The following is a 21,965-nucleotide window of genomic DNA, read 5'->3' as shown; positions in this document are numbered from 1 at the left end:
AAAAGCTAAGTCTGCAGGGTTTTAAGAAGACTAAATCCGCTCGCCTGACAGCCGCTGACACAGCATGTCCAACTGATCCAGCGTGGAATAGCGCAGTGACAAGGTGCCCGCGCCTCCGCCTGCATGGGCAATGTCGATCCGCAAACCCAGAATGTCCGCCAGATGCTGCTCAAGAGCGGCAATGTCGGGGTCCTTATCCCCAACTGGCCCCATCCGCTCGCGGGGCGATGCGTCCTCACCCTTTTTTGCACGCCGTACAAGCTGCTCTGTGTCACGGACCGACAGCCCCTTGGATTCCACCGCGCGGGCCAGGCCTTCGCAATCGGGCGCACCGATGAGCGCGCGAGCATGTCCCATAGATAGCTTCTGTTCGACCACTTGCTGCTGCACCGAAGCGGGCAGGTCCAGCAAGCGCATCAGATTCGCGATATGGCTACGGGATTTCCCGACCAGCCGTCCCAGCGCTTCCTGGCTGTGATTAAAGTCCGCGATCAGCTTGCGATAGGCTTCCGCCTCTTCGATGGGGTTCAGGTCTTCGCGCTGGATATTTTCGACCAACGCGATTTCCAGCGTTTCAGCTTCATCAAAATCTCGCACAATGGCCGGAATGCGGTGCAACTGGGCGCGCTGCGCCGCACGCCAGCGGCGCTCTCCGGCGACGATCTGAAAGCCGCCGCCATGGGGGCGCACGATGATGGGCTGAATGACACCCCGCTTGCTGATGCTGTCCGCCAACTCCGCCAGCGCACCTTCGTCAAAGTGACGGCGTGGCTGTTCAGGATGGGGCTGGACCAGCGCGACCTCGATATTCTGAATGGCTTTGCTGGACGCAATAGCGGGTTCCGCAGGCGCTACCGGCGCTTCCCTTGCGACATCGCCAAGCAACGCTGATAAGCCGCGTCCCAGTCCTTGCGGGCGCTTGCCCACCTTCAGCTTATTATCGACTTCGTTGCTCAAGCCGCAGCCTCCTGTTCGGGCAATCGCGATATCAGTTCACGGGCCAAGCGCATATAAGCCTCCGACCCTGAACAGCGAAAATCGTAAATCAACGCGGGAACGCCATGGCTCGGCGCTTCGGAAAGGCGCACATTACGGGGGATAACAGTGTTGAAGACCAGTTCGCCCAGACAGGCGCGAACGTCATCCGCAACCTGATCGGTCAAACGGTTGCGGCGGTCATACATTGTCAGGGCAACGCCCATGATGGAAAGATTGGGGTTAAATCGCCCCCTGATGCGTTCGACCGTCTGCAACAATTGCGACAGTCCCTCCAGCGCGAAAAACTCGCATTGCAACGGCACCAGCAGAAATTGCGCAGCGACCATTGCGTTGATCGTCAACAGCCCAAGAGAAGGCGGACAATCGATCAGGCATATGTCCCAGCGGCCCGTCTGGGCTTCGCTCAACACCCGCTCCAGACGGTGGGTGCGCTGCTCATATTCGATCAGCTCAATCTCCGCACCCGACAGGTCTTGAGTTGCGGGCACGATATCGAGTTTGGGAACGCGCGTGGAAAGAACGGCTTCGTCCAAAGCGCAATTGCCGACCAGAAGGTCGTAGCTGGACCTCGTCCGGTCGGATTGGGTAACGCCCAGCCCGGTTGAAGCATTCCCCTGCGGATCAAGGTCAACCAGCAGAACGCGTAAGCCAGTGGCGGCCAAGCCCGTAGCCAGATTGATTGCGGTCGTGGTCTTGCCCACCCCCCCCTTCTGATTGGCGATGGCGATACAAATCATCCTCGACCTTTCCTGACCTTGGGTTTGACGGCATGCCCCACGATGATGGCACTGTCGGCGTCAGTGACGCTGCGTTCCACGTGAAACACACCCTGCCATGATGAGCGCGCCGCCTCCAGTTCATTTTCGGCATTTCGCCCCTTTGGCAGCACCCAAAGCGTTTCATCTGTGGAAAAGTGCAGCGCCGAGCCGAGCAATTTGGGAAGCGGCGCATAGGCCCGCGCGCTAATGACAGCGGCGTTGATGGCAGGTGCAGTCTCCACACGTCCACCATATATGCGCGCATTGCTCAACTTCAGCTCGGTAATAACGGTGTTCAAGAACTCGACGCGCTTGCGCCGACTTTCGATCATCAGCATTTCCCGTTCGGAGAGGATCGCCACGACCACACCGGGCAATCCTGCTCCTGATCCCAAGTCGACCCAAGGGCCGGTTCCCGCCGATCCTGTCAACAACGATAGTTGGGCCGAATCAACGATATGGCGCGCCCACATCTGAGACCGGGTCGATTCGGCAATCAGATTCTGATTGGACATTTCCGCCAGCAGCAGCCCGACGTAGCGCTCCAGCAGTTCCCATGTTCCACGTGAAACAGAAAAATGATCGCTTAGCCAAGCGCGCGCTTCATCTTCGCTCACGCCGCGCGCCGCCGCACATGAACCAGAACGGCCGCGAGCGCAGCAGGCGTCACGCCCCTTATGCGGCTCGCCGCCGCCAGCGTATCGGGGCGTGCAGTCCCAAGCCGCTCGACCATCTCCGTCGACAAACCCCCGATGGCTCCATAATCGAAGTCAGCCGGTATGCCGACCCGCTCGTTGCGACGCAGGTCCGCAATTTCGGCATCCTGCCTTTCCAAGTACGGCGCATAGTGCGCATCCTCCAGCAGCTCGTTCCGCACGTCAGCATCCATCTCGGCAAGGACGGGCGCTAGTTCGAAAAGCAATGAGCGCGACACCTCAGGGAAGCGCGCCCAATCAAAGAGCGACTGCCGAGCGCCATCCTGCCGAACAGCAGCTCCTGCTCTCGCCATTTCCGTGGCGCTCAAATTTCGCGCCAACTGACCCTCTGCTTCATGCCGTTGTGCCCTGCGCGCATCATAATGAGCTCGGCGCTCGGCTCCGATGATCCCATGGTCCTGGCCAATAGCTCCAAGCCGACTCCCTGCATTGTCAGCGCGCAACCGAAGCCGATATTCAGCCCGTGCCGTCAGCATCCGATATGGCTCGGTAACGCCCTGAAGCACCAAGTCGTCAATCATCACGCCGATGTAGCTGCTGGCCCGGTCCAGCACCATGGGCGGAGCGTCAGCAGCGCGCGCCGCAGCATTCACGCCTGCAACCAGCCCCTGAGCCGCGGCTTCTTCATAGCCCGTCGTGCCGTTAATCTGTCCAGCACAGAAAAGTCCCGGCACCGCGCGCACCTCCAGTGTCGAATCCAGTGCGCGCGGGTCGATATGATCATATTCAACCGCATAACCCGGAACGATGATCTCTGCCTTCTCCAAGCCAGGCATGGACTGGACCATCGCCTTCTGGACATCCGTCGGCAGCGACGTGCTGATCCCATTTGGATAGACGAGATGATCGGCAATCCCCTCAGGCTCCAGAAAAATCTGATGGCCATCGCGGTCGCCGAAGCGCACAACCTTGTCCTCAATCGAAGGACAATATCGCGGCCCCCTTCCCTCGATCGCGCCGCTGAACAAGGGTGAACGCCCCAAACCCTCGCGGATGATCGCATGGGTGCGCTCATTCGTCCGCGTCACAGCGCAACTGAGTTGCGGCAAGATGCGAGCGGGCGTGAGAGAGGACATGGTCCAGTCACCCTCGTCAGAAGGCTGCTCTTCCAACTTGGCCCACTCTATCGTCCGCCCGTCCAGTCGCGGCGGCGTCCCGGTTTTCAGGCGACCGATCGGCAGGCCCATAGCTCTCAATCGAACGCCCAGTTGTGTGGCCGCCCGTTCGCCGGTGCGCCCGCCGACGTCAACGTCCTCGCCCCGGAACAGCCTGCCTCCCAAAAAGGTGCCCGTCGCGAGTATGATCGCAGTTGTGACCAACCTAGTGCCATCGGCCAGGATCAGTCCGCTCACCTGTCCCTGCTTCAAATCGATGTCGGCCGCCTCACCCTCGACAATGTCCAGGGTCGGATAGGTTGCCAGCAGCTGGTGAATGGCTGCTCGGTACAGCGCCCTGTCAGCCTGAACACGTGGCCCCTGAACAGCCGCCCCCTTACTGCTGTTCAACATGCGGTAATGGATCGCCGCCGCGTCGGCTGCGCGTGCGATAAGGCCGTCGAGCGCGTCAACCTCACGGACAAGATGCCCCTTTCCGAGGCCGCCAATCGCCGGGTTGCATGACATCGATCCGACCGTCGCTCTCGAAAAGGTCAACAGCGCCACACGCGCACCCTTTCGAGCGGCCGCCGCTGCAGCTTCGCAGCCCGCATGGCCACCGCCAACCACAATCACGTCATAGCTCTTTTGCATGGGCGCGCCTTTATCAGATATTGGGGCTGCCGGTCAAAGTTGTTCCACGTGGAACAAAGGCGCTATTTCCCGATGCAGAAGCCTGCAAAAAGCCGGTCGAGCATGTCGTCGGTTCCCGCCTGTCCCGTCAGCTGATCTATTGCATTTCTGGCCTGCCGAAGCTCTTCTGCCGTAATAAGCAAGTCTCTAGCCTCTTGCGCAGCTATGAGATGACGAAGGAGCTGAGAGGCTCCATCCCGCTGCCGCTGATGTAGGGCATAGTCGCCCTGCCCCGGCAGGAGGCTGCGTGCCCCTTCAAGTAGCACATCCACCAACTGATCCATGCCTTCGCCCGTGACGGCAGAGACGGGCAACCCATTCCGGGGGGGCATCCGGTCAGCCTGAGCCGAAACAAGGATGGCGTCATCCCGAGGCAACTCTGCGGCTTCGCCAAGCCATAATATGATGTCAGCAGCCGCCAGGGCCATGCGAGCGCGCTCGATACCAATCATTTCCACCGGATCTGCGGACTGATCCCGCAGCCCCGCCGTATCCGTGAACAGAAATGCAACGCCGCCCAGAGCGGCAGGAACTTCGATTCGGTCGCGGGTTGTCCCTGCAATATCGGAAACGATCGCCGCCTCCCTACCCACTAAGGCATTGAGCAGCGTCGACTTACCGGCGTTGGGTGGCCCGGCGAGCACCACGCGGACGCCATCTCGCAAACGCTCTGCCGATGGCGCTGCCAATATGGTTTGCACCTGTGCGGCCAAGTGCTGCAGCTGATCATATATATGTATTTCGATTCCCGTTTCGGGAACATCATCTTCATCGGAAAAGTCGAGCGCGGCCTCGGCCATGGCGGAGACCTCCAGCAATGCCGACCGCCAGCTTTCAACCCGTCTTGAAAAATGCCCTTCCGCCATGAGCAGGGCAGCGCGACGCTGTTGCTGGGTCTCCGCCGCCAACAGGTCTGAAAGGCCTTCCACGGCGTTGAGGTCGATGCGCCCGTTAAGGAAGGCCCGCCGGGTAAACTCACCCGGATCGGCAAGCCGCACGCCGGGGATCGACGCCAACGCACTTTCCACGGCTGCAACGATCGCCCGGCCACCATGGCAATGAAGCTCCGCCAAATCCTCGCCCGTAACCGTCGATGGACCGGGAAACCACAATGTCACGGCCCGGTCGAGGAGTTCACCGGTGCGTGGGTCATACAATTTTGAAAGCCGCGCGTGGCGAGGGGTTGGCAACGCTTGCGCCGTCAAGGCCTTCAACGCTGCCCCGGCACCAGGGCCGCTTATGCGAATAAGGCCGATCCCCGCCGGCGGTGCTCCGCTCGACAGGGCGAAAATAGTGTCCTGCATTGGACTAGGACTTATCGCCACCCTTGGAAGTCATACCGGACAGGCCGATGTCCATCATCTGCTTGAACAATTTCATCCCGGCATCGCCCATGGGAGCGAAACCCTTCATCATCGTTTCAATCTGTTCGATGTTGGTGACGCCATCGATGCTGTCCAGAACGGTCTTCACATATTTGTCGTGAATAGGCGTCACATCTGGCAGGCCCAGAAATGCCCGAGCTTCCGCGGGGGTGCAATCGACGTCCAGGCTAACCTTCATCTTGCCAATTCCTTGCCATGGGCTTTCCCGTCTCATGCCGCAACATAGGCCATAATGGCAAATTTTTTGCGCTATCGAGCGGTTGGCGTGCCGGACAAAGGCGATTATCCCTACATGCCAAAGCCGAGAAACAGCGGAAAGGATCCTGCCATGACACTTTACACGCCCGTCGCGACTCTGGAGGGTGACGCCAGCTTCGACGTCTATGTCGCGCGTCCGGCCGACACGCCCAAGGCGGCTATCATCGTCATTCAGGAGATTTTCGGCGTCAATGACGGCATCCGGCGCAAGTGTGATAAGTGGGCGGAGCAAGGGTATCTGGCGCTCGCCCCGGACCTGTTCTGGCGTGACAAGGCGCATGTAGAATTGGACGCTGACCAGCCGGAAGATTTCCAGGCGGCGCTCGGCCATATGCAGCGGCTCGATCAGGACAGCGCCATCCGCGACATCGAAGCCACGATCAGGGCCGCTCGCGCTGAACTGGGCGGCGCCGGGAAGGTGGGTGTCGTCGGCTATTGCCTGGGTGGGCGGTTGGCATTCATGGCGGCTTGCCGAACCGATGGCGATGCCTTTGTTGGCTATTATGGCGTCGGCATCGACAATCTGCTGGATGAACAGCGCGCAATCGGGAAGCCGGTCCTACTTCATATTCCGACAGCCGACGGCTTTGTCCCGCCGGAAGCGCAGGCGAAAATGCACGAAGGGCTAAAGGGGAACCGGCACGTTACGCTGCATGATTATGAAGGGCTGGATCATGGTTTCGCAGCGGAAACGGGTGATCGTCGCCGCGAGGAAGCAGCCCAGTTGGCCGACAAACGAACCGCTGATTTCTTCGCCCAGAATCTGTGAGGCGGCTATAACCGCATACGCCCGATCCCGCGTTGAGCGGGATCGGGAACAGGTGGTCAGACGAACAGCGTCAAGACGCCAACCTGGTGATCAACGATGCCATCGTAAATCATCTTCACCGCAACATAGACGATGACGACCAGGCCAACATAGGCGATCCAGCGGAACCGCTCGATATATTTGGCGATGATGTTGGCTGCGATGCCCATCAATGCAACGGACAGAATAAGGCCAATGATCAGGATGCCCGGATGATCGCGCGCCGCGCCTGCCACGGCCAGCACATTGTCCAGGCTCATCGACACGTCCGCAACCGCAACCGCCCAGGCAGCGGCTGCAAAGCTCTTGGCCGGGCGCAGGCCTGAAATATCATCGTCGCTTGGATCATCGGGCGTATCGCCACCCCGCTTGGGGTGCAATTCACGCCACATCTTCCAGCTGACCCACAAGAGCAGCAGCCCGCCCGCCAGGATCAGGCCGACAATCTGCATCAGCTGCGTCACAACCAATGCAAAGCCGATCCGCAGCACCAGCGCGGCGATGATGCCGATCATGATGACCCGCTGGCGCTGCTGCACCGGAAGCCCGGCCGCCAGCGCGCCCACCACGATCGCATTGTCGCCCGCCAGCAATATGTCGATCATCAGCACTTGGCCAAAGGCCGCGAGCGCCTGGGGCGATCCTATATTACTGAAATCGGTGACAATATGGCCCCAGATATCGGCTGGAGAGCCAAGTCCCTGAGCAGCGGCGGCGGCAGTGGCGAATAGGTCGAACATGGCGGCCTGACGTCCCTTTAGTGGAAATCGGTCAATCGAAAATCTTGTGCGAAACAGGGGGCGGGGGAGGCAGGGATATGCGCCCGCTCCGCCGCACCGTAACGCTTGCGATTACTGGTTCATGGAATCGAAGAAGTCTTCGTTGGTCTTGGAATCCTTCATCTTGTCGAGCAGGAATTCCATGGCATCGATCGTGCCCATCTGCATCAGGATACGGCGCAGCACCCACATCTTGCTGAGCTTGGCCTTGTCGACCAGCAGCTCTTCCTTGCGCGTGCCCGATTTGCCGACGTCCAGCGCCGGGAAAATGCGCTTGTCCGCCACCTTGCGGTCCAGGACGATTTCGGAATTGCCGGTGCCCTTGAATTCTTCGAAGATAACTTCGTCCATGCGGCTACCGGTATCGATCAGCGCGGTGGCGATGATCGACAGCGATCCGCCTTCCTCGATATTGCGCGCAGCGCCGAAGAAGCGCTTGGGCCGCTGGAGCGCGTTTGCGTCCACACCGCCCGTCAAGACCTTGCCAGAACTTGGGACGACCGTGTTATAGGCGCGGCCCAGACGCGTGATCGAATCCAGCAGGATGACCACGTCCTTCTTGTGTTCCACGAGGCGCTTTGCCTTTTCCAGCACCATTTCGGCGACCTGGACGTGGCGCGACGCAGGCTCGTCAAAGGTGGAGGACACAACCTCCCCCTTCACGCTGCGCTGCATATCGGTGACTTCTTCCGGCCGCTCGTCGATCAACAACACGATCAGAAAGACTTCGGGGTGATTGTCGGTAATCGCCTTGGCGATGTTCTGCAGCAGCACGGTCTTGCCGGTCCGCGGCGGCGCGACGATCAGCGCGCGCTGGCCCTTGCCCTGCGGCGACACGATGTCGATGACGCGTGCCGACTTGTCCTTTACGGTCGGGTCGAGCGTATCGAGCACCAGTTTTTCCGTCGGATAAAGCGGCGTCAGATTGTCGAAATTGACACGATGGCGGACGACGTCAGGATCATCGAAATTGACCGACATGAGCCTGGTGAGGGCGAAATAACGCTCCCCATCCTTGGGCGCGCGGATTTCGCCTTCCACCGTATCGCCGGTGCGCAGGCCGAATTTGCGGACCTGATTGGGCGACACATAGATGTCATCGGGACCGGCAAGAAAATTGGCTTCCGGCGACCGCAGAAAGCCGAAGCCGTCGGGCAACACCTCAATCGTGCCCTCGCCCATGATCTGTTCGCCATTTTCCGCCTCGGCCTTGAGGATTGCGAACATCAGATCTTGCTTGCGCAGGGTCGACGCGCCTTCGACGCCCAGCTCCTCCGCCATGGTGACAAGGTCGGCGGGCGATTTCTTTTTGAGGTCCTTGAGGTGCATTCGACTTGAGTCCGATGGAAAGAGGAACTGATATGGAAAGCCAGGGAAAGATGCCCGGCCGCAAATGCCGGGACGCCCACGCCGGACGGCTGGGAAGGATCGTTCCGCGTTTAACGGCGAGCTTTGCAAAAAGTCAAGGCGGCTGGCGAACCTCCAGTCGTCCAAAACAGGATGAAGCTCCCGCTTCGCGCCAGATGGTGCCCAACTTGCGGCGACAGACCGCCCCGCTTCGACCATGATAATATGACCACATCAGGCGGAGAGGTGAGTTTCCTGGAACGGCTGCGTTCCATCGCTGCGTGACTTTGCTGACCTTGGCCCTGCCCGCGATGGCTCAGGAGGAAAATCCGGATCGCAATCGATTTCGGCCGGGAAAGATGGACTTCCTGACGCCCGACGACAGCGCCTTAAGTCCGCAAGCGTTGGCGGCCAAAGTCCATGAGGCGCTGCGACGTTAACGGGGTTGCGGCGCCGAACGTTGCCGGTCGCGGCCCAGAACCTGATCGATCCACTGCTGATCCAGGCGCGGTGGAGTGGGACGAACAGGCCGCGCCTGTGACACCCCCTCCTCCTCCTCGCCCGGCTCCGTTTCTTCCAGCGGCAGCGGCTGCTGCTGACCTGCCTCCACGGGCAAGCCATTTTCATCGACGATCAGGCCGTTATCAGGCTGGCCATAATAGGCTTCCTCGTCCGGCTCCAACTGCCATTCGGGCAAAGTCACCTGCGTTTCGAACTGTTCAACGGGACGGCGCGCTACGGCAACCTTCATGTAATCGGCAAAGGCGCGGGCCGGCGCGCGGCCACCTTGCAGCACCCCGACCGCACGCGCATCGTCGCGCCCCATCCAGACGCCGGTCGTGATGCCGCTGGAAAAGCCGAGGAACCAACCATCCTTGTTGCTGCTGGTGGTGCCGGTCTTGCCCGCCACGGGGCGACCGATCTGCGCTGCCTTCCCGGTGCCGGTGCTGACGGCGGTTTGCATAAGGTCGGTCATGCCCGCTGCCACCCATGGCGCGACCAGCACTCGGCTGGTGTCGTCCTGATGCTGGTACAGCAGCCTTCCGTCGGCAGTCGTCACCTTGGTAATCCCATATGGCGTGACGGCCACGCCCTTGCGCGCAATCGACGCAAAGGCGCGCGTCATGTCGATCAGGCGCACATCGGACGTGCCCAGAACCATGGAGGGATGTGTATTGATGGGCGTCGTGACGCCAAACCGCCGGGCCATGTCGGCGACGGTAGGAAAGCCCACCTCGACCCCCAGCTTCGCGGCCACGGTATTGATGGAATAGGCGAAGGCGGTGCGTATATCGATCTCGCCCGAATAGCGCCCGCTGCTGTTGCGCGGACTCCAGCCGTTGATGTTGACCGGACTGTCGGTCACGCCCGTATCGGGTGTGTAGCCCGATTCCAGCGCCGCCATATAGACGAATATCTTCCACGCCGATCCGGGCTGGCGCGTGGCGGTGGTTGCCCGATTATAGTTGGAGGACACATAGTCGAGGCCACCCACCATCGCACGGACAGCTCCGTCGCGGTCCACCGACACCAGCGCGCCCTGCGTCCCGGATGGGGCATTCGCCTGAATCGCCGCAGTCGCCGCCTTCTGCATGTTGAGGTCGATGGTGGTATAGACTTCCAACGGTTCGTTGGGTTCATCCACCAATATGTCCAGCTGCGGCAGCGCCCAGTCGGTGAAGTAGCGGACGCTGTTCTGCGGCGGTTCGGGCGCCATCTTGACGTCATTCAGGTCTATGCCTGCCCGTTCCGACGGGCTGATCACGCCATTTTCCTGCATCAGGTCCAATACGACCCCCGCGCGGCCGATGGCGGCTTCCGCGTCGGCGGTCGGCGAATAGCTGGACGGCGCCTTGACCAGCCCCGCGATGATGGCTGCTTCTGGCAGGTCGATTGCCGTTGCGGGATGACCAAAGAATTTCCGGCTGGCCGCGTCGATGCCATAGGCGCCACCGCCGAAATAGACCTTGTTCAAATAGAGTTCCAGGATCTGCCGCTTGGAAAATTTGCGTTCCAGCGCCAATGCCAGGATGACTTCCCGGACCTTGCGGCCCCAGCTGTAGCTGTTGTTGAGGAAAATATTGCGCGTCACCTGCTGGGTAATGGTCGACGCCCCCTGCCAGCGTCGGCCCTTACCCCGGTTTTCAACCGCCACCCAGGCGGCGCGGCCCATGCCGATCGGATCGACGCCGGGGTGATGATAGAAACGCCGATCCTCGGTCGACACCATCGCGTCGACCATCACAGCGGGAATCTGGTCATAGGACAGCCACCGCCCAAAGCTTGGTCCCAGCGAAACGATGACGCTGCCATCCGCCGCATGAACGCGGATCATCTGGCCATTGGGCGATGATTTCAGCGATTCATAGCTGGGCAGGGATTGATAGGCGATGACGACTGCGATGACGATGGCAAGCAGCCCGCCCAGCGCCGCGACAATTCCAGCCTTCACGGCTCGCATCAGCCACAGCCTTGCCTTGCCCGGCGTTCCCTTGCTCTTGCCTGATCGTGCCATATGTCTCGCGCAATACCCGCTCAGTCGGAAGGCGGCCAGCGATCATCACGCAGCCGCACGAAAAGCCCTGCTTCTCAAGGAGACTGACGCTTTACCGGGGATGAACGATTATTCAACCTCGCCGCGCGGCTTGAAGTCGAGCGACGCACTGTTCATGCAATAGCGCAGGCCGTTGACGCCCGGTCCGTCGGGAAAGACGTGGCCTAAATGGCCTTCGCACTTGGCGCAGCGTACTTCCGTGCGCATCATGCCATGGCTGCTGTCCCGAATTTCCTCGACGGCATCGATGTCCGTCGGCGCTGTAAAGCTGGGCCAGCCGGACCCGCTGTCATATTTCTCATCGGCATCGAACAGTTCGGCCCCGCATCCGGCGCAATAATAGACGCCCTCGGCCTTGTTGCTGTTATATTTGCCGGTAAAGGCCCGTTCCGTACCTGCCTCCCGCAAGACATGATATTGTTCGGGCGAAAGGCGCTCGCGCCATTCAGCGTCGGTCAGGTTGAGCTTTTCCATCCCGGCAATATGGCGGCGGGGTCACGCCCGTTCAAGCGCTTAACATTGCCTGCGCGCGCTACCGTTCCCGCGCCGCCTGCCGGGTGATCGCCAACAGTTCGTGACGGACCAGCAGGTCGCCCAGCCCCTTGCCCGACCTGCTCGCCCGTTCCGCCTGCGCCAGCCGCTGGATGACGCGAGCGATCCCTTGAGCGTTCCAGAGGCGCACCTGGCGGGTCACCAGCGGTTTGTCCTTCCAGAATATCTGCTTTCCAGCGCTGTCTATGGCCGCCTCCAGCCGCCCGCTGTCGTCAAAGGACATCCTTATGTTGGCGATCAGCATGGCACGGGTGATCAACGGCCGCAGCACCGCCGCCATCGCGGTTCCGGTTTCGACCAGCCTGCCCAGTTCACGGTGCATCGCGGGCAAGTCGCCCCCCAGAACGGCGTTGACCAAAGGAGCCGCGTCGGAATCGGGATTGTCCGCAGACAGGGCGTCCAACGCCTCTGCCGTCGCGTCGCGCGGGCTATCGGGCGACGCATCCAGATAAAGGATCAGCTTTTCGATTTCGCCAGTCATCAGCGCGCGGTTGCCATTGGCAAGATCGACAATGCGCCTGGCCAGTTCAGGCCCCAGACGCAGCCCCCCTTCCCGCGCGATTCCCGCAGCGATCTGCTCCGCCTCGCGCGCGTCAGGCTGATAGGAAGCGAATACCATCGCCATCGGGCTGTCCAGCGCCAGCTTGAGCAATTTGGACGTGGATTTGATCGCGCCTGCGACGGCGATCACCGGGTTGCCCGCCGCTTGGGCCTCCATCAACGCCATGACGGCAGGCAGGGACTCATCGCCCATGCCGTTGATGCGGATCCAGCGGCGATCCCCGAACATGGAAAAGGACGCGGCCTCGTCCGCCAGCCGTGCCGGATCGTCGCGAAGCGCTGATCCATCCAGGTCAACGCGCTCCGCCTGCGCGCCCATCGCCCGTTCCAGCCGTTTGCCCAGCGCCATGCTGCCCGCTTCGTCGGGACCATGCAGCAGGAAGAGGCGAATGTCAGCGGGTGGAGCGTCCAGCGCCTTTTCAATTTGGCCGCGACTGGCCTTCAACGTTGCGTGTCCCGCGCCGCGTAAAGGGCGATCCGCGCCACGATCTGATCGGCCAGGGTCTGCGACAGCCGCTCAAGCGCGGTGTCTTCCGCCGCGATCGTCGCATATTCGCTGGAGGTAACGTCGATGCCGGCATCCGATCCAGCCGTGTCGTCGATCAGCTGAGCGCCCGTGGCGACATCGACCAGCTGATAGCGAGCGCGCAACGTCCGCCGTTCGCGCGTGATGGCCGTATCGGCGCGCAGCCCAAAACCGCTGATCTGGTCGTCCAGCTTCACCACCAGCTTGTAGGTCGGGCCATTGCCGCTCATCGCCGCCAGCCGGTCATTCAGCGCGTTGCGGACCAGCCAGCCGCCTTTTCCTTCGATGGGCTGGACCTCGACATTGCCAAGCGTCTGCGCGACGGCACCGTGGCTGCCGCCGCTATAGACGGGGCGAAGTCCGCAAGCGGAAAGCAGGGCGGCTAGACCGATCAGTGGCAAAATGCGCTTCATGAAACACTCTCTACCCGTTCGGGCCGAGCCTGTCGAAGCCCTGTTCTTCTTTTGAGGAAAAGAGAGCTTTTCGACAAGTTCAGACAACGGTTGGTTGTTAGAGCGCGCTGCGTTTAATCGGACGCAGGTTGCGCGCTCCAGTTTTTTGTTATCGCATCCTTTTAGGCGCAAAACCGGTTCCCACTTTCGCGCACGATGCTTTAGATCACCAGATTCACCAGACGATCCGGCACCACAATCACCTTTTTGGGCGTGGCGCCGTCGAGGATGCGAACCACATTGGGCGCAGCGAGGGCGAGGCGTTCCAGCTCATCCTTGCTCGTTCCCTTGGGAACCGTGATGGTATCGCGCAGCTTGCCCATGACCTGGCAGGCGATGGTAACCTCATCCTCGACCAGCAGCGCCGGATCCACTTCCGGCCAAGCGGCATCCGCTACCAGACCCTGCTCGCCCATGTCCGCCCATGCTTCCTCGGCCAGATGCGGCGTCATCGGCGCGACCAGCAATGCCAGCGCCCGGATCGCCGCGCTACGGCTCGCCGAAGGCTTGGCCTTCTCGATAGCATTGGTCAGCTCATAGATCTTCGCCACCGCCTTGTTGAAGGACAGCGCCTCGATATCCTTGGCAATGCCGTCAATCGTCTGGTGCAGCTTGCGGTCCAGAGCCTTGTCTTCACCTTCGGCCGCCTTGTCCGCCTCTCCAAACAGCCTCCACAGCCGGTTGATGAAGCGCCACGACCCTTCAATGCCGCTTTCGGTCCAGGGCAGGTCGCGCTCCGGCGGGCTGTCGGACAGCATGAACCAGCGCACCGCATCCGCGCCATATTGGGCGATGATGTCATCGGGATCGACAACATTCTTCTTGGACTTGGACATTTTCTCAACGCGGCCGAGAATAGCTTCACGTCCGGTTGCCGCTTCGAAAACCTTATCGCCTCGTTTCTCTATCTCGGAGGGCGCAAGCCACGGACCAATTTCCGTCATTTCTGTCTTAGGATCGTACTGATCGTTCGGCCAAAAGGCTTTGAACTCCTCCTCAGTCATCGCTCTGACGACATTCGGAAGTTTATAAGTCTCGTGCGTCACCATCCCCTGCGTGAACAGGCCGGTGAACGGCTCGGCAAAACCGATCTGCCCCATATGCTGGAGCGCGCGCGTCCAGAATCGCGCATAGAGCAGGTGCAGGATCGCATGTTCCACGCCGCCAATATATTGTCCCACCGGCAGCCACTTCTCGACCGTTTCCCGGTCGAACGGCTTGTCCTTGGGCTGGCTCGCAAAGCGGATGAAATACCAGCTTGAATCCGCAAAAGTATCCAGCGTATCGGTCTCACGCCGCGCGGCCTTGCCGCACTTCGGGCAATCGACATGTTTCCAGGTCGGATGGCGGTCGAGCGGATTGCCCGGAATGTCGAAGCTGACATCCTCCGGCAGCACCACCGGCAACTGCGCCTTGGGCACGCCCACCACGCCGCAATCATCGCAATGGATGACCGGGATCGGCGTCCCCCAATAACGCTGGCGCGACACGCCCCAGTCGCGCAGGCGGAACACGGTCGTGCCGGTCCCCCAACCGCCCTCTTCGGCGCGGCGGATGATTTCGGCCTTGGCATCCTCGACACTCATGCCGTTGAGGAAATCGGAATTTACCAGCTTGCCCGGCCCGGCATAAGCCTCGTCGCCGATGCCCTTGTCCTCGTCACCCTCAGCTGCGACCACGCGCTCGACGGACAGCATATATTTGCGCGCGAAATCCAGGTCGCGCTGGTCATGCCCCGGCACCGCCATCACGGCACCCGTGCCATATTCCATCAGCACGAAATTCGCGACGAACAGCGGCAGCTTGCGGCCGGTAAAGGGATGGATCACCGACCGCCCGGTGTCATAACCCTTCTTCTCCTGCGTCTCGATCTCCGCCGCAGCAGTGCCGCTATGACGGCATTCCTCAGCGAACGCAGCCAGACCCGCATCCTTCGCCTCCAGCGCCAATGCAATCGGATGATCCGCCGCAATCGCCGCAAAGCTCGCCCCGAAGATCGTATCGGGCCGGGTCGAAAAGACCTCCAGTTCCCCGATACCATCCACAGCCTCATCCAGCTTGAAGCGGAATTGCAGACCGACCGACTTGCCGATCCAATTCTCCTGCATCAACCGCACCTTCTCGGGCCACTGATCCAGCGTCTTGAGACCCCCCAGCAAATCGTCGGCAAATTGCGTGATCTTCAGGAACCATTGGCTAAGCTTCCGCTTCTCGACCAGCGCACCCGAACGCCAACCCTTGCCATCGATCACCTGCTCATTGGCCAGCACGGTCATATCGACCGGGTCCCAATTGACCGCGCTTTCCTTCCGGTAAACCAGCCCCGCTTCCATCATGTCAAGGAACAGCGCCTGCTCCTGCCCATAATAATCTGGCTCGCAGGTCGCCAGTTCCCGGCTCCAGTCCAGCGCAAAGCCCAGCTTCTTCAGCTGCGCCCGCATCGTCGCGATGTTGGATCGGGTCCAGTCGCCCGGATGCACCTTCTTTTCCATGGCGGCATTTTCCGCCGGCATGCCGAACGCGTCCCAACCCATCGGATGCAGCACTTCATGCCCGGTCATCCGGCGAAAGCGCGCCAGCACGTCGCCCATCGAATAGTTGCGCACATGGCCGATATGGATGCGCCCGGACGGATAGGGGAACATCTCCAGCACATAGGAACGCGGCTTATCGCTCGTGTCCGACGCCTTGAACGTCTGCTTCTCGTCCCAAACGGCCTGCCAGCGGGCATCGGCCTCAAGCGGGTTGAAGCGCCTTTGCATCTGTATCACGTCCTCAAAATGCATGCGGGCTGAGCTCTTCCAAGCCCAGCCCCCGGTTGTTCAAGAAATTGGAATAAAAGGAATAGCTTATCCCGTGATCGCCATACGGCGCAGGTCGCGGGCCTTGGTCAGGATGATCTCTTCCAGCTTCTGGACGGTAGCGGCCTGTACCGGCGCATCGACCCACTGGCCGCCCTGGCTGACCTGACGGCTGGCGGCCACGCGCAGCGCATCGGCCCGCAGGTCCTGGTCCAGGATCGATACTGTCAGCTTCATGCGCTCATTGGGGCTGTTGGGATTGGCGTACCAGTCGGTGACGATCACCCCGCCGTTCGAATCCGTCTGGACCAGCGGCATGAAAGAAATCGTGTCCAGGGTCGCGCGCCACAAATAGCTGTTGACCCCGATCGTCGTGATCTTGGCCGCGGCAAGATCGGCCTTTGGCCTTTCCTTCGATCCACCGCCACAGGCGGCAAGCGGCAGAAGTGCGGCCAGCAGCAGACCGGCGGATAGAGAGGCAGGAAGGCGGCGGACCATCAGGAATGTCCCATATCTGAAGAAAAACGCCCAGCTTCTATAGAGGACCGGCGGCAATGGGCAAGGGGGGGCAAGGGGGGCCGCTGGCATCCTTCTTCGGTAGAACGGGCTGCGCGCGGGACGCCTGTGTGTTCCTTGCAACAGATTGCACAAAAAGGCCGCACGCACTACCTATCGGGACGTTTCGCGTGTAGAACTTCAAAAAGGTCGGTGGGGAAGAGATTCGCGTCATGCGTGTGAATAGGGGATATATTGCATTGGCAGGCTCGGCGATCGCCGTGGCTGGCTTTATGCTGTCCCCCGCCATTGGCGCAGCGACGGACATTGTGCGCATGCGCGCCAACACGCCTGTCTCCCTCGGTGCACTTGGCAGCATTTCTTCGTTCACACCCACGACGAAGGATCCGCGACTCGCTGCCGCTTATGCCAGGATTGCCGCTTCGGCTGGTCGGCAGAGTTTTCGTTTCACCCCGACCAGCGGCTCGCTCAGCGGCCAGCGGTCGATCACTGTGATGGTGCGTGCAGGCGACGATGATCGCGTCACAGTCAGCCGTACGCTTGATTCGCTCAACATCGCTCCCGTGGCGTTCAGCCTCAATACCGCACATAATTGGCGCAAATTCGCCTTGCCCGAAACGATGGGCCGCAAGGAACTGGACCCGGTTGCGCTGGATCAGGTTGCCGGTGCAAAGAATTTCTCGCTGGATCAGGAACATAAGACCCGGTTCAGCACCAAGGTGATGATCGAAAACCGCCGTGAACCGGGCGAAGCCGTTCGCAATCCGGCTGCGGAAAAGGATTATTCGCTGGATCTGGCCAGCTCCTATTCGCTGACGCGCAACCTGAACGTGACCGCCGGGCTGCGTTATAACAACAGCGTGATCGGTCGGTTGACGCCGATGACCGATGATCGGCAGGATAATCAGGCCGTCTATCTGGGTACGGTCTTCAAATTCTGATCCGCTGACGCTGCATCGGCCCGATTTCCTACATTTCTGATCTCGCGCTAGGCTTGCGGTACTTATTGCAGTCTCAGCTTATCCCGCGACCACGGCAGACCAGCCCATCAATCGCGCCCCATCCCGAAGCGCCGAGCGCCTTCAACATCCTGCGATGACCGGCATTCACGCCCCCCAGCGCCATTACGGGCACTGACGACAGGCGCGCCAAAGCACCAAAGCGCACCCGCCCCAGCGCCCGCGCGCCAGGATGCGACTGCGTGGCGAACAGCGGTGAAAGGAAAATCAGATCCGCCCCGCAACGCTGCGCCGCAGCCAACTCGCGCGCATCATGGGCGGCCATGCTGTGGATGAGGGCGCGATTCCCCCGTCCCCATGTCGGCCCATGCCACCCATCCGCTTTCCAGGCGATTGCCAGCCTTTCCGGTCCCGCGACCAGGATCATCAGCCGCCGCCGACGCGCTATCCGCGCCAACTGATCGAAAAGCATGCGCCGCTCCGCACGGGGGGTGCGATGATGGCGAAAAATGATCCCCGCCTGCCCCCTTGGCAACCTTCCCACCGCCTCCAGCAACGCATCGTTGCCGACGCGTTCATCCGTCATCAGCCAATTGGAAGGCAGATTTTTGCGGTGGCGGCGCGTCATCACCCTCGCCTATAGCAGCCGCCATGACGACTGAAAGCATCGAAGCGGCCGAAAGGCTGAACGCCGTGCGCGACGCAGCGCAGCGCGCCGCCCGCCTGACGGGCCGCACCGCCAACGACATCAACCTGATCGCTGTATCGAAAATGCAGGAAGCCTCCGCTATCCGCCCTCTGATCATGGCGGGACAGCGCAGCTTCGGCGAAAATCGCGTGCAGGAAGCACAGAGCAAATGGCCGCTCCTGCGAACGGAAACGCCCGACATCACGCTGCATCTTGTGGGCCAGCTTCAATCGAACAAGGCAGCCGATGCCGTGGCCCTGTTCGATATCATCCACTCGCTGGACCGCCCTTCCCTGCTGACGGCGCTCGCCCGTGCAATGGATGCCGCCGACAAGCGGGTGCCCTGCTTCATTCAGGTCAATGTCGGTGCAGAAGAGCAAAAGGGCGGTTGTCCGATCGCGGAAACCCCTGCCCTCATCCGCGCAGCGCGGGACGCTGACATTCCGCTGCTCGGCCTGATGTGCGTCCCGCCCGCCGATGTCGAACCGGCGCCCTATTTTGCCCTGCTGGCCAAGATGGCGCGGGAAGAAGGACTGGACCGCCTGTCCATGGGCATGTCAGGTGATTTCGAAACGGCAATCATGCTGGGCGCGACCGACATCCGCGTCGGCACGGCCCTGTTCGGTGAACGCCCAACCACCTGAGTCACAAAAAAGCCCGCTCCGCACGATCGCGGAGCGGGCCTGATGCCTGACGCGGCAGGTTAGAAGCTGCCGCGCAAGGTGATGCCGTACGTCCTTGGCTCACCCAGATAACCAGAGATCAACTGGTTCGCCATCGGCGACGGCGGCGTCAGCGCGAACTGGCCGGTGGTGGAGGTTCCGGGGCTGCTCGATTGCAGCGGGCTGCTGAACGCTACCTGGGTATAATCCTGGTTGAAGATATTCTGCCCCCAGAACTCGACCGCCCAACGCTGCTGCGGCCCACGAATACCGACGCGCGCGTTAAAGACCGCATAGCCATCCTGCACCTTTTCGGGGAACAGGTCCGAACCGGTATTGAAATCGCTGGTCATGCGGCCATCGATGTAGAACAGCGCCGACAAACCGCTCGACCCCAGTTCAGGGGTCCATGCGGCGCTCACCGTCGTCACCAGCTCTGGCGCTTGCGAATTGATCTGGCCCGGCAGCAGCACCAGACCCGACCGCCCGTCGCTTCCCTGATCCAGCGGCACGCTGCCGTCGGCGCTGCCAACCAGCCGGTTGGCGAACTTCGCCCGCGCATAGGTGAACCCGCCGGTCAGGCGAACATTGCGGACCGGCGACGCCGCCAGTTCCAGTTCCACGCCCTGGCTGATAAGGCCCGGCCCGACATCGTCATTGTCGCAGGTTCGCGCGATGGACAAATCGCTTTCGCAACCGTTGATATTCTGCACGATGAAGCTGGTGCCGTTGAACGTATTCAACTGGAAATTCTTGAACTCCTGCCGGAACGCGGCGATGTTCACGCTCCATTTCGGCTGCGTATATTTCAGGCCGATTTCAAAGGAATCCACCTTTTCAGCGGCAAATCGCAAACTGGTCACATCGGCGTTGCTGCGGGGCGAAAATACCGCGGGAACCGGATTGACGCCGGTGGTGCCAAGCTGGAACCGATCCAGATTATAGCCACCTGCCTTATACCCCTTGGAATAGCTGCCATAGACCAGCATTTCGTCCAGCGGCTTCCAGGACAGCACCGCTGTCCCCGAAAACTCACCGTCGCTGATCCTGTCGTTCAGGTTCAGCGCGTTAAGGCCGGTCGAGCTGTTACCCAGGCAGCCAAGCGTCAATATGCCGCCCGCCAGCGCTGCAGCCGATCCCAGCGCCTGAGTGGTCGCCAATGTCGGCAGGCTGGACGCCTGCAACGCCGCGCAGGTCGCGTTATTATTGTTCAGATCGGCCGAGAAACGCTTGGTCTCATGCGTGTAACGCAGGCCCAGCGTCAGATCGAGCTGCTTGGTAATATGGATGATATTGTGCGTGAACAGCGCCCAGTTTTCGCTCTTCTGACGATAGACGGAGCCGACATCCCCGGTCCCCGACGGGATGGCGGCCAGCGCGCGCAATCCATTGCCCAGTCCGGTTGAGATCGCTCCCGCTTGCCCCGCGCCGACGGCGGGGGTCAGCGCTGCATTAAGCTGCGCCTGCGTCCCGGTGATCAACGCCTGCGTGGCCAGCCCGCTGCCACAGGCGGCGAGTTGTGGAGCGGTCAAATTACTGTTGACCGCCGCGCCCGCCATCAGGCGGCAAGCGGCAAAGCGACCATAATCCGCGCCAAAGACGATATTGTCCTCCAGCGTCAGCTTTTCATTCGCATAATAGCCGCCGACCAACCAATCGAGCACGTCGTTGAAGGCCGATCCCTGCGCGCGCAGTTCCTGGGTAAAGGTCTTGAACTGGCGATAAGTGTCGGGATCGCGATAGAGCAGGTCGGCCCCGCTATAATCATAATCGCCATAGTCCTGGCTCTTATAATCGCGATAGGCCGTGATGCTGGTCAGCTTCACCCCGTCCAGATCATAGTTGACCTCGCCCGACAGGCCCCAATCCTTGACCTTGCTGACATAGTTGCGCCCTTCGGTGATCGTCAGGTCGCGGTCATAGGGATCGGATGGAAAGACGCTGCCCTGCCCCGACAGGATGGCGGCGATGCGATTGAAAGGTGCGGTGGCGTAGCCGCCGCCGGGCAGCGGTTGCCGTTCGCGCGTTTCGATATAAGCCGCGCCGCAACAGCTTTCATCGCGGTTGGTATAATCCCCGATCAGGCGGATGGAGAGCGCGTCATTGGGTTCAAACAGCGCCTGCCCGCGCAGAAAATAGCGGTCGCGGTCGTTCGTTTCACCGACCTTGTCTCCATTTGTGTCGACCAGGTCGAAAAAGCCGTCCCGCTTCGACCACACGCCGTCCAGGCTGAGCGCCAGGCTGTCGGTGACGGGACCGGTGATGCGCCCTGCGAGCCGCCAAAAGTCATAATTGCCGTAAGTGACCTCAGCCTTGCCTCCCAGCTTGAATTCCGGGGCCTTGCTGATGATGTTGATCAGGCCTGCCGACGCGTTGCGTCCGAACAATGTTCCCTGCGGCCCGCGCAGCACTTCGACCCGCTCAATCTCGCCCAGTTCATTAAGGCCTGCGCCAGTGCGGGAGCGATATACGCCGTCGATAAATACCGCGACGGAGCTTTCCAGCCCCGGATTGTCGCCGACCGTGCCGATGCCGCGCACGCGGGCCGAAGCATTGGCTTCCGATCCGGTAGATGACACCAGCAGCGAAGGGGCCAGCTGGTTCAGGCTGCGAATGTCGCTCGCCCCGCTATTCTGCATGGCCTGCCCGCTTACGGCGGACACAGCGATCGGCACGTCCGACAAGGGACTGGCCCGGCGGGTCGCGGTGACGATGATCACGGCGCCATTGTCTTCAACGGCAGCCTGTTCCGCTGCTTCCTGTGCGTGAACGATGGAAAATGGGGCGGTCAAGGCCGCCAGTCCGACCGATAGCAGCCAGAAATTCTTGTTCATGACAGACCCTTTCTCTCCTGGAA

Annotated in this window: 19 protein-coding genes; 3 read left to right on the top strand and 16 right to left on the bottom strand. The window is 61.1% G+C overall.

The genetic code is table 11. From position 1 onward, the window contains the following. Positions 1–30: 30 nt before the first annotated feature. The 6 genes from ACI3KQ_RS03745 to ACI3KQ_RS03720 form a co-directional block, all read right to left on the bottom strand. Positions 31–957: a ParB/RepB/Spo0J family partition protein gene (locus ACI3KQ_RS03745; protein WP_404954926.1), complete on the bottom strand. Its 927-nt coding sequence runs from the start codon at positions 955–957 to the stop codon at positions 31–33. After that, the gene (locus tag ACI3KQ_RS03740) at positions 954–1,736 is read right to left on the bottom strand and encodes a ParA family protein (protein WP_404954924.1); all 783 of its coding nucleotides are present in this window, start codon (positions 1,734–1,736) and stop codon (positions 954–956) included. The genes ACI3KQ_RS03745 and ACI3KQ_RS03740 overlap by 4 nt, the downstream gene beginning before the upstream one ends. Beyond that, the gene (gene rsmG / locus ACI3KQ_RS03735) at positions 1,733–2,374 is read right to left on the bottom strand and encodes a 16S rRNA (guanine(527)-N(7))-methyltransferase RsmG (RefSeq protein WP_404954922.1); all 642 of its coding nucleotides are present in this window, start codon (positions 2,372–2,374) and stop codon (positions 1,733–1,735) included. The genes ACI3KQ_RS03740 and rsmG overlap by 4 nt, the downstream gene beginning before the upstream one ends. Next, on the bottom strand, positions 2,371–4,221 hold the full coding sequence (gene mnmG, locus ACI3KQ_RS03730; protein WP_404954920.1) for a tRNA uridine-5-carboxymethylaminomethyl(34) synthesis enzyme MnmG: 1,851 nt from the start codon (positions 4,219–4,221) through the stop codon (positions 2,371–2,373). Before mnmG ends, rsmG begins: the two co-directional genes overlap by 4 nt. A 62-nt stretch (positions 4,222–4,283) precedes the next feature. Then, complete coding sequence (gene mnmE / locus ACI3KQ_RS03725) at positions 4,284–5,564, bottom strand: tRNA uridine-5-carboxymethylaminomethyl(34) synthesis GTPase MnmE (protein WP_404954918.1); 1,281 nt, start codon at positions 5,562–5,564, stop codon at positions 4,284–4,286. 4 nt (positions 5,565–5,568) lie between these two features. Then, positions 5,569–5,823 (bottom strand): DUF6489 family protein, encoded by a 255-nt coding sequence (locus ACI3KQ_RS03720; protein WP_404954916.1) that lies wholly within the window; start codon positions 5,821–5,823, stop codon positions 5,569–5,571. A 150-nt stretch (positions 5,824–5,973) separates the two neighbouring features. Between ACI3KQ_RS03720 and ACI3KQ_RS03715 the strand changes: the two genes are divergently transcribed. After that, positions 5,974–6,672 (top strand): dienelactone hydrolase family protein, encoded by a 699-nt coding sequence (locus tag ACI3KQ_RS03715; protein WP_404954913.1) that lies wholly within the window; start codon positions 5,974–5,976, stop codon positions 6,670–6,672. A gap of 56 nt (positions 6,673–6,728) precedes the next feature. On the opposite strand, the gene ACI3KQ_RS03710 is transcribed toward ACI3KQ_RS03715, so the two are convergent. The 8 genes from ACI3KQ_RS03710 to ACI3KQ_RS03675 all read right to left on the bottom strand — a co-directional run bounded on the left by ACI3KQ_RS03710 (position 6,729) and on the right by ACI3KQ_RS03675 (position 16,781). Further along, complete coding sequence (locus ACI3KQ_RS03710; protein WP_404954911.1) at positions 6,729–7,451, bottom strand: YjbE family putative metal transport protein; 723 nt, start codon at positions 7,449–7,451, stop codon at positions 6,729–6,731. A 111-nt stretch (positions 7,452–7,562) separates the two neighbouring features. Then, positions 7,563–8,819: a transcription termination factor Rho gene (gene rho / locus ACI3KQ_RS03705; RefSeq protein ID WP_404954909.1), complete on the bottom strand. Its 1,257-nt coding sequence runs from the start codon at positions 8,817–8,819 to the stop codon at positions 7,563–7,565. A 454-nt stretch (positions 8,820–9,273) separates the two neighbouring features. Beyond that, complete coding sequence (locus ACI3KQ_RS03700; RefSeq protein ID WP_404954907.1) at positions 9,274–11,352, bottom strand: transglycosylase domain-containing protein; 2,079 nt, start codon at positions 11,350–11,352, stop codon at positions 9,274–9,276. 108 nt (positions 11,353–11,460) lie between these two features. After that, positions 11,461–11,865 (bottom strand): peptide-methionine (R)-S-oxide reductase MsrB, encoded by a 405-nt coding sequence (msrB, locus tag ACI3KQ_RS03695; protein ID WP_404954905.1) that lies wholly within the window; start codon positions 11,863–11,865, stop codon positions 11,461–11,463. A 58-nt stretch (positions 11,866–11,923) separates the two neighbouring features. After that, positions 11,924–12,949 carry a DNA polymerase III subunit delta gene (gene holA / locus ACI3KQ_RS03690; RefSeq protein ID WP_404954903.1) on the bottom strand — a complete coding sequence of 342 codons (1,026 nt, stop codon included), beginning with the start codon at positions 12,947–12,949 and terminating at the stop codon, positions 11,924–11,926. Next, positions 12,946–13,443, bottom strand: coding sequence for an LPS assembly lipoprotein LptE (lptE, locus tag ACI3KQ_RS03685; protein ID WP_404954901.1), 498 nt, complete (start codon positions 13,441–13,443; stop codon positions 12,946–12,948). Before lptE ends, holA begins: the two co-directional genes overlap by 4 nt. Positions 13,444–13,643: 200 nt before the next feature. After that, positions 13,644–16,244 carry a leucine--tRNA ligase gene (leuS, locus tag ACI3KQ_RS03680; RefSeq protein ID WP_404954974.1) on the bottom strand — a complete coding sequence of 867 codons (2,601 nt, stop codon included), beginning with the start codon at positions 16,242–16,244 and terminating at the stop codon, positions 13,644–13,646. 87 nt (positions 16,245–16,331) lie between these two features. Continuing rightward, a complete protein-coding gene (locus tag ACI3KQ_RS03675) occupies positions 16,332–16,781 on the bottom strand; it encodes a DUF3576 domain-containing protein (protein ID WP_404954899.1) in 450 nt (149 codons plus the stop codon). A 230-nt stretch (positions 16,782–17,011) separates the two neighbouring features. Between ACI3KQ_RS03675 and ACI3KQ_RS03670 the strand changes: the two genes are divergently transcribed. Next, positions 17,012–17,740, top strand: coding sequence for a hypothetical protein (locus ACI3KQ_RS03670; protein WP_404954897.1), 729 nt, complete (start codon positions 17,012–17,014; stop codon positions 17,738–17,740). 73 nt (positions 17,741–17,813) lie between these two features. On the opposite strand, the gene ACI3KQ_RS03665 is transcribed toward ACI3KQ_RS03670, so the two are convergent. Then, a complete protein-coding gene (locus ACI3KQ_RS03665; RefSeq protein WP_404954895.1) occupies positions 17,814–18,386 on the bottom strand; it encodes a thiamine phosphate synthase in 573 nt (190 codons plus the stop codon). A gap of 23 nt (positions 18,387–18,409) precedes the next feature. Here ACI3KQ_RS03665 and ACI3KQ_RS03660 point away from each other — a divergent pair, with 23 nt between their 5' ends. Continuing rightward, positions 18,410–19,090 carry a YggS family pyridoxal phosphate-dependent enzyme gene (locus ACI3KQ_RS03660; protein ID WP_404954893.1) on the top strand — a complete coding sequence of 227 codons (681 nt, stop codon included), beginning with the start codon at positions 18,410–18,412 and terminating at the stop codon, positions 19,088–19,090. A gap of 59 nt (positions 19,091–19,149) precedes the next feature. Here ACI3KQ_RS03660 and ACI3KQ_RS03655 read toward each other — a convergent pair whose 3' ends face one another. Continuing rightward, positions 19,150–21,942: a TonB-dependent receptor gene (locus tag ACI3KQ_RS03655; protein ID WP_404954891.1), complete on the bottom strand. Its 2,793-nt coding sequence runs from the start codon at positions 21,940–21,942 to the stop codon at positions 19,150–19,152. Positions 21,943–21,965 lie beyond the last annotated feature (23 nt).

Source organism: Sphingobium sp. ZW T5_29 (assembly GCF_044987515.1).
Classification (GTDB): Bacteria; Pseudomonadota; Alphaproteobacteria; order Sphingomonadales; family Sphingomonadaceae; genus Sphingobium.
This window is presented reverse-complemented; position numbering and strand designations above follow the sequence as displayed.